8 protein-coding genes and 1 pseudogene are annotated in these 8131 nt (G+C 70.9%); 6 read left to right on the forward strand and 3 right to left on the reverse strand.

What is annotated here, in order from left to right:
- Positions 1-495, reverse strand: a pseudogene (locus AB0958_RS43560) (hydrolase); the annotation flags it as partial.
- A 273-nt stretch (positions 496-768) separates the two neighbouring features.
- Between AB0958_RS43560 and AB0958_RS43565 the strand changes: the two are divergent.
- Both AB0958_RS43565 and AB0958_RS43570 read left to right on the forward strand, forming a co-directional pair.
- Entirely contained in the window at positions 769-1113 is a 345-nt protein-coding gene (locus AB0958_RS43565) for a hypothetical protein (protein WP_366896029.1), read from the forward strand.
- A gap of 7 nt (positions 1114-1120) precedes the next feature.
- The gene (locus AB0958_RS43570; RefSeq protein WP_366896030.1) at positions 1121-2305 is read left to right on the forward strand and encodes a glutathionylspermidine synthase family protein; all 1185 of its coding nucleotides are present in this window, start codon (positions 1121-1123) and stop codon (positions 2303-2305) included.
- On the opposite strand, the gene AB0958_RS43575 is transcribed toward AB0958_RS43570, so the two are convergent.
- Positions 2262-2651: a DUF397 domain-containing protein gene (locus tag AB0958_RS43575; protein WP_366896031.1), complete on the reverse strand. Its 390-nt coding sequence runs from the start codon at positions 2649-2651 to the stop codon at positions 2262-2264. The two genes, AB0958_RS43570 and AB0958_RS43575, sit on opposite strands and share 44 nt — an antisense overlap.
- A gap of 75 nt (positions 2652-2726) precedes the next feature.
- Between AB0958_RS43575 and AB0958_RS43580 the strand changes: the two genes are divergently transcribed.
- A complete protein-coding gene (locus AB0958_RS43580) occupies positions 2727-3095 on the forward strand; it encodes a hypothetical protein (protein WP_366896036.1) in 369 nt (122 codons plus the stop codon).
- A 117-nt stretch (positions 3096-3212) separates the two neighbouring features.
- Here the strand turns inward: AB0958_RS43580 and rocD are convergent, their stop codons facing one another.
- On the reverse strand, positions 3213-4418 hold the full coding sequence (rocD, locus tag AB0958_RS43585; RefSeq protein ID WP_366896032.1) for an ornithine--oxo-acid transaminase: 1206 nt from the start codon (positions 4416-4418) through the stop codon (positions 3213-3215).
- A 302-nt stretch (positions 4419-4720) separates the two neighbouring features.
- Here rocD and AB0958_RS43590 point away from each other — a divergent pair, with 302 nt between their 5' ends.
- The 3 genes from AB0958_RS43590 to AB0958_RS43600 all read left to right on the forward strand — a co-directional run bounded on the left by AB0958_RS43590 (position 4721) and on the right by AB0958_RS43600 (position 8060).
- Positions 4721-6175, forward strand: coding sequence for a glycine hydroxymethyltransferase (locus AB0958_RS43590; protein ID WP_366896033.1), 1455 nt, complete (start codon positions 4721-4723; stop codon positions 6173-6175).
- Between the two features lie 146 nt (positions 6176-6321).
- A complete protein-coding gene (trpS, locus tag AB0958_RS43595; RefSeq protein ID WP_366896034.1) occupies positions 6322-7335 on the forward strand; it encodes a tryptophan--tRNA ligase in 1014 nt (337 codons plus the stop codon).
- Positions 7336-7475: 140 nt separating this feature from the next.
- Positions 7476-8060, forward strand: coding sequence for a 2'-5' RNA ligase family protein (locus AB0958_RS43600; protein WP_366896035.1), 585 nt, complete (start codon positions 7476-7478; stop codon positions 8058-8060).
- Positions 8061-8131 lie beyond the last annotated feature (71 nt).

The following is an 8131-nucleotide window of genomic DNA, read 5'->3' on the forward strand; positions in this document are numbered from 1 at the left end:
GCCGTCGTTGTTGCGGTCGGCGCCGGTGTGGTCGGAGATCATGAAAAGACCGCCGCCGTTCTTCACGAAGTTCATGATCGCGGTCTTCTCGGCGGTCGTGAACTTGGTGTTGGGCTCGGGCAGCACCAGCGCGTCGAACTTCGACAGGTCGGTCGTCGAGGAACCGCCGTAGGTCAGGGCGCTGGTGGCGGTCTTCAGGCTGTAGCCGCCGGTCTTCTGGAGGGCCACGCCCCAGGATGAGAGGGCGCCGGTCCAGTCGGTCTCCGAGGACGGGGACGGGTTCTGGGCGAGCGGGTCGGGCTTGCTGGTGGAGATGATCCAGTCCGCGTTGCCGGCCTCCTCGGCGTGGCCGTCGTCGAACAGGACGCGGTGGGTGGTGGCCGCGTGGGCGGGGGTCGCGGCACTGGTCACCTGCGCGGCGGCCCCGGCCGCGAGCAGGCTGAACACGGTCGCGGCGGCGGTGAGTTCGCGGCGCGAGAGGGCGAAGCCGGGCATCTGTCATTCCTCCGTCGGTGGGGGATGGGAGAGAGGGATGGCGGTGCGGGTGGGGGTACTGCGTCGGTCGGTCTGCGCGCGTAGAGTCCAGGGCGATCGTTCACCCGGGGCAGGCTGGACGGTACCGGGGCGACTCGGCGCGCCGACAGGATCTCCGGGGGCTTCTCATGTGTTTCTTACCCGTACATGACAACCGTGGAGGGCTGAAACCGCTCGTCTAAACTGTCGCCGGACAGCGCACAGGCAGCACGGACGGTACGGGGGAGCACGGACATGGCAGACGTACGCCGTCAACTACGCTCGGGCACGGTCGTCCTCGGCGGTATGGGCCTGCTGGCCGCCGCCCTGACCGCCTGCTCCTCGGACCCCGACAAGCGCTGCGTCGACCGCGACAGCTACCGCGCCACCAAGGGCTACCGGGTCGTCTCCGACAAGAACTGTGCCTCCACCAAGTCCGCCGTCGACGCCGGCTACTACTACGGAGGCAAGAAGAAGGGCGGCTGGGTCACGGGCGGCTCGTTCACCAAGTCCCGTGGGAGCTCCGGCGGTTCGTCGAGCGGCGGACACGGCGTCCACCGCGGCGGCTTCGGCGGCGGCCACGGCGGCTCCGGCGGCTGACCGGCCCATGGAGCGCCGTACGGCCGACCCCCGCCCCGGCTGGCAGCGGACCGTCGAGGAGCAGGGTGTGATCTATCCCCTCACCCGCCATCCCGACGGCGTGCTGCGCCCGTACTGGGACGAGAGCGCCTACTACGCCTTCGGCCTCGACGAGGTGGAGGCGCTGGAGGAGACGGTCGCGGAACTGCACGCGATGTGCCTGGCGGCGGCCGACCGCATCGTCACGACGAATCGTTTCGCCGACCTCGGCCTCACCGATCCCCGGGTGGTGCGGGCCGTCACCGACTCCTGGCACCGCCGCGCCGAACTCCCCTCCCTCTACGGCCGTTTCGACCTCCGTTACGACGGCACCGGCCCGGCGCGACTCCTGGAGTACAACGCGGACACCCCCACCTCCCTGGTGGAGGCGGCCTCCGCCCAGTGGTTCTGGATGGCGGACCGCTTTCCGGGCGCCGACCAGTGGAACAGCCTCCACGAACGCCTGGTCGCCGCCTGGCGCGAGCAGGCCCGTCTGCTCCCCTCGGGCACCCCGCTGTACTTCGCCCACTCCTCGGCCGACGAACTGGGCGAGGACCTCATGACGGTCGCGTACCTCAAGGAGACGGCCGAACAGGCGGGCCTCGACACCGACTGGATCTCCATGGAGGAGATCGGCTGGGACACCCTCTCCGGCCGCTTCGTCGACAACGCCCTCCGGTTCATCCGCGCGTGCTTCAAGCTCTACCCGTGGGAGTGGCTCACCACGGACGCCTTCGCCCCGCACGTCCTCGACACCCTGGACAACGGCGGCGGCACGGGTACGACGATGTGGGTCGAGCCCGCCTGGAAGATGCTGCTCAGCAACAAGGCGCTGCTGGCGATCCTGTGGGAGCTTTACCCGGGCCACCCCAACCTCCTCCCGGCCTACCTGGACGGCCCGAGAGAGCTGTCCCGTACGACGGGCTACGTCAGCAAGCCGCTGCTGGGCCGGGAGGGCGCGGGGGTGGTCGTGCACGAGCCCGGCCACGCCCCGGTCGTCCGCGAAGAGCCGTGCTGCTACCAGGAGCTCGCCCCCCTGCCCGACTTCGACGGCAACCATGTGGTGCTGGGCGCATGGGTGGTGGGCGAGGAACCGGCGGGCCTGGGCATCCGCGAGTCGGCGGGCCTGGTCACGGACGACTACGCCCGCTTCCTGCCCCACGTGATCCTGTAGCGCCGCACGCCGGCCCGCGCCCGACGAAGGTGGTCCACGCGCTGGGGGAGAAGGTGAGTGCGGGGCCGGTGGGGCGTTTGCCGTGGCGGACCGGGATGAGGGCTCGGACTGGACGAGGGTCCGGCGCCACGGGTCCCTGCGGCGGAGCCACGGGGAGTCGTGCCGGAAGCCCGTGACTGACGCCAGGGACGGCTGTCCACGTGCACCACGTCGGTGACCGAGAGGTCCCCACGCGCGTGCGCCCCTGAGCGGACTTCGTCGCGCACTCCGTCGGCGGCGCAGCTCCCCGGACAACGGTCCGACGATGAACGCCCTCAATTCCTTTGCACGACCGAGCAGGTCGCACCTAGCGTGCAAGCGCGTAGGAAACGTGCGCCAGGGCAGCATGCCACCCGAATGAGGAGCAACCGCCGTGGGAATCATGGTCTCGGTCAGGGGCTGGCTGGAGTGTGACGACGGACAGCTGGCCCAGATCAAGGAGATCGTGGAAGCAGACGATCCGGAGCGCACCTACAGCGGGGGCTGGGCCTTTCCCGCTCGGCAGTACAACTACGTCAGGTGGGCCTTCTACGGGGGCGACATCCGCGCGGTGTCCCTCTGCTGGTTCGAGGAGAGATTGCGTCAGATCGCCCGGATCCCGGCCTCCTGCCAGGACGACGAGTACGACGAGAGACCCCGAGGACTGTTTCTGGTCAGCCACGACGTCGACGGCATGAGCGAGTGGAGGGTCCACAACGGCAGCCTGGTGATCGGTCTTCCGGACGGGGATTACCACTACCTCGACGCCTAGGGCCCTGCTTATGGATCCCCGTGCGTCGAGCGTGCGTGCCGGGCGTCGCGACGCCGCGGAGATCCATCAGAAGGGCCCTAGCCCGATCTCGAGGAGACACCGGACTACCGGGGGCCCTCAGGCGCTCAACACCCCCCACAGCTGTTCCATCCCCCACTCCAGGTCCTCCTCCTCCACCACCAGCGGCGGGGCCACCCGCACCGTCGCCCCGTGCGACTCCTTCACCAGGACCCCCCGCTCCATCAGCCGCTCCGAGACCAGCCGCCCCGACCCCACCCCCGGAGCCACGTCCACCCCCGCCCACAGACCCCGCCCCCGCACGGCCGTCAGCAGTCCGCTGCCGGCGATCTCCGCCAGCCGCCGGTGCAGCACCTCCCCCAGGACCGTCGCCCGCTCCTGGAACTCCCCGGTCCGCAGCATCGCGATCACCTCCAGGCCCAGGGCGCAGGCCAGCGGGTTCCCCCCGAACGTGGAGCCGTGTTCGCCCGGCCGGAAGACACCCAGCACCTCCGCCCGCGCCACCACCGCCGACACCGGCAGCACCCCGCCCCCGAGCGCCTTCCCGAGGACGTACACATCGGGCACGACCCCCTCGTGCTCACACGCGAACGTGCGCCCGGTCCGCCCGAGACCGGACTGGATCTCGTCCGCGACGAACAGCACGTCCCGCTCGCGGGTCAGCTCCCGCACCCCCGCCAGGTAACCCGCCGGCGGCACGATCACCCCGGCCTCGCCCTGGATCGGCTCCAGCAGTACGGCGACCGTGTTCTCGGTCAGCGCGGCGCGCAGGGCCGTCAGGTCGCCGTACGGGACGATCTCGAAGCCGGGCGTGTACGGCCCGTAGTCCGCCCGCGCCTCGGGGTCGGTCGAGAAGGAGATCACCGTGGTCGTACGGCCGTGGAAGTTGCCGCCGGCGACCACCACCTTCGCCATCTCCGCGGGCACGCCCTTGACCCGGTACCCCCACTTCCTGGCGGTCTTCACCGCCGTCTCCACCGCCTCCGTCCCCGTGTTCATCGGCAGCACCATCTCCATCCCGCACAGCTCCGCGAGCTGGGTGCAGAACGCGGCGAACCGGTCGTGGTGGAAGGCCCGGGACGTCAGCGTCACCCGGTCCAGCTGCGCCTTCGCCGCCGCGACCAGGCGCGGGTGGCCGTGCCCGAAGTTCAGCGCCGAGTAACCGGCCAGGAGGTCCAGGTAACGGCGCCCCCCGACGTCGGTCAGCCACGCCCCCTCGCCCGTGGCGATCACCACCGGCAGCGGGTGGTAGGTGTGCGCGCTGTGCAGTTCGGCGGCGGCGACGAGGGCTTCCGTAGTGGTCACGGCGACTCCGGGGGACGCGACGGGATTGCCCCCTTTCCTACCTCTTGTCCGTGCCCGACTGGTGGACGCCACGACCCCCGGGCCCGGCGCGGCCGGTAATGTGACGTGCGGGCCGTGACTGGCGCGCTGGGGTCTGCCGTCACTTTCCCGTCGTCCGCCCGGAGGGCGTCGTGAGGCAGGCGGGAAAGTGACGGCAGACCCCGAGGATGGGACCGACCATCGGGGAGCGGCTCGTGCTGTGATCGAGTGCCGTGCGCCTGGGCCGAACCGTGAGTGCCGTACGACATGTCCGGAGGTCCCGAATGACTGACAAGTCCGCGCCCCTGTCCACCGAGTCCACCGCCTACCGCGCCGCCCTCGACGTGATCCGCGCCGTCGAGCCGCGCGTCGCCGACGCCATCGGCCAGGAGGTCGCCGACCAGCGCGAGATGCTCAAGCTGATCGCCTCCGAGAACTACGCCTCCCCGGCGACCCTGCTCGCCATGGGCAACTGGTTCAGCGACAAGTACGCCGAGGGCACCATCGGCCGCCGCTTCTACGCCGGCTGCCGCAACGTCGACACCGTCGAGGGCCTCGCCGCCGAGCACGCCCGCGAGCTGTTCGGCGCCCGCCACGCCTACGTGCAGCCGCACTCCGGCATCGACGCCAACCTGGTCGCCTTCTGGGCCGTCCTCGCCGACCGCGTCGAGGTGCCCTTCCTGGAGAAGACCGGCGCCCGCCAGGTCAACGACCTGACCGAGGCCGACTGGGCGGAACTGCGGCAGGCCTTCGGCAACCAGCGGATGCTCGGCATGTCCCTGGACGCCGGCGGCCACCTCACGCACGGCTTCCGCCCGAACATCTCAGGAAAGATGTTCGACCAGCGCTCCTACGGCACCGACCCGGCCACCGGCCTCATCGACTACGACGCGCTGCGCGTCCAGGCCCGTGAGTTCAAGCCGCTGATCATCGTCGCCGGCTACTCCGCGTACCCCCGCCTGGTGAACTTCCGGATCATGCGGGAGATCGCCGACGAGGTCGGCGCGACCCTCATGGTCGACATGGCGCACTTCGCGGGCCTGGTCGCCGGCAAGGTCCTCACCGGCGACTTCGACCCGGTCCCGCACGCCCAGATCGTCACCACCACCACCCACAAGTCGCTGCGCGGCCCGCGCGGCGGCATGGTCCTGTGCGACGACTCCCTCAAGGACCAGGTCGACCGCGGCTGCCCGATGGTCCTCGGCGGCCCGCTCCCGCACGTCATGGCCGCCAAGGCCGTCGCCCTCGCCGAGGCCCGGCAGCCCGCGTTCCGGGACTACGCCCAGCGGATCGTGGACAACTCGCGCGCGCTGGCCGAGGGCCTGATGCGCCGGGGCGCCACCCTGGTCACCGGCGGCACCGACAATCACCTCAACCTGATCGACGTGGCCACCTCCTACGGCCTCACCGGCCGCCAGGCCGAGACCGCGCTCCTCGACTCCGGCATCGTCACCAACCGCAACGCGATCCCGGCCGACCCGAACGGCGCCTGGTACACCTCCGGCATCCGCATCGGCACCCCGGCGCTGACCACGCGGGGCCTGGGCACGGCCGAGATGGACGAGGTCGCGGGCCTGATCGACCGCGTCCTGGCCACCACCGAGCCGGGCACCACGAAGTCGGGCGCGCCGAGCAAGGCGAGCCACGTCCTCGACGAGAAGGTGTCCACGGAGATCGCCCAGCGCGCGACCGACCTGGTGGCGGGCTTCCCGCTGTACCCGGAGATCGACCTCGGCTGATCAGCACCGCAAGGGGCAGCGCCCCGTCAGGGGCGCTGGGGGTCCCCCCGGCCGAAGGCTGGGGGAGGAACTGCGCGACCAGCCCCCACCGGTCCGCAGTTCCCCGCGCACCGAAACCACCCGAGGTCTCTGAGAGAATGGTGAACATGGCCTCAGACCGACCTCGCGTGCTCTCCGGCATCCAGCCCACCGCCGGTTCGTTCCACCTGGGCAACTACCTCGGCGCCGTCCGCCAGTGGGTGGCCCTCCAGGAGTCCCACGACGCCTTCTACATGGTCGTCGACCTGCACGCGATCACGGTCCCGCAGGACCCCGCCGAGCTGCGCGCCAACACCCGCCTCGCCGCCGCCCAGCTGCTCGCCGCCGGCCTGGACCCGGACCGCTGCACCCTCTTCGTGCAGAGCCACGTCCCGGAGCACGCCCAGCTCGCCTGGGTGATGAACTGCCTCACGGGCTTCGGCGAGGCCAGCCGGATGACCCAGTTCAAGGACAAGGCGGCCCGGCAGGGCGCCGACCGCGCGAGCGTCGGCCTGTTCACGTACCCGATCCTCCAGGTCGCCGACATCCTGCTGTACCAGGCCCACGAGGTGCCCGTGGGCGAGGACCAGCGCCAGCACGTCGAGCTCACCCGTGACCTCGCCGAGCGCTTCAACGGCCGGTTCGGCGTGACCTTCACCGTCCCGAAGCCGTACATCCTCAAGGAGACGGCGAAGATCTTCGACCTCCAGGACCCGTCGATCAAGATGAGCAAGTCGGCGTCCACGCCGAAGGGCCTCATCAACCTCCTCGACGACCCCAAGGTGACCGCGAAGAAGGTGAAGAGCGCGGTCACCGACACCGACACGGTGATCCGCTACGACCCCGCGGAGAAGCCGGGCGTCTCGAACCTCCTCACCATCCACTCCACCCTCACCGGCACATCGATCGCCGAGCTGGAGCAGGAGTACGAGGGCAAGATGTACGGGGCCCTCAAGACGGACCTCGCCGACATCATGGTCGAGTTCGTGACCCCGTTCCGCGAGCGCACCCAGCAGTACCTGGACGACGCGGAGACCCTCGACTCGATCCTGGCCAAGGGCGCGGAGAAGGCGCGTGCGGTCGCGGCCGAGACCCTCGCTCAGGCCTACGACCGGGTCGGCTTCCTGCCCGCCAAGCACTGAGCCGCCACCGGGCGGAGCGAAGCGCTGCACATCACTTCGGCCACGGCTGCCCGCGAGGCGGCCGTGGCCGTACAGTCGATAGCCGGACGGCCGGGTACGAACCCGACACCCGTCCACCACCACGACCGACGGGAGATGACGTGGGGACCGTAACGATCGGCGTGTCGATCGCGGTCCCGGAGCCTCACGGCAGCCTGCTCCAGGAGCGGCGCGCGGGCTTCGGCGACGCCGCGGCCCACGGCATTCCCACGCACGTGACCCTGCTGCCGCCGACCGAGGTCGACGCGGGGGCGCTGGCCGCGGTGGAGGCCCACCTGAGCGAGGTCGCCGCGGCGGGCCGGCCGTTCCCGATGCGGCTGTGCGGCACCGGTACGTTCCGGCCGCTGTCGCCGGTGGTGTACGTCCGGGTGGACCGGGGGGCCGAGGAGTGTGCGTGGCTCCAGTCGCGGGTGCGGGACGCGTCGGGGCCGCTGGAGCGGGAGTTGCAGTTCCCGTACCACCCGCATGTGACCGTCGCCCACGGGATCGACGAGGCGGCGATGGACCGGGCGTTCGCCGAGCTGGCGGAGTTCGAGGCCGAGTGGCCGTGCATGGGGTTCGCGTTGTACGAGCAGGGGGCGGACGGGGTGTGGCGGAAGCTGCGTGAGTTCGTCTTCGGGGGCTCCGGGGTCGTCGTGCCTCCTCAGGTGGGGCATGTGGAGCGGGGGAGTATCGCCAGTCGGTAGCTGCGGGTTGAGGGTGGTTGCTCGCGCAGTTCCTCCCCCAGCCTTCGGCCGGGGGGACCCCCAGCGCCCCC

Source organism: Streptomyces sp. NPDC006655, from assembly GCF_040703965.1.
Lineage (GTDB): Bacteria > Actinomycetota > Actinomycetes > Streptomycetales > Streptomycetaceae > Streptomyces.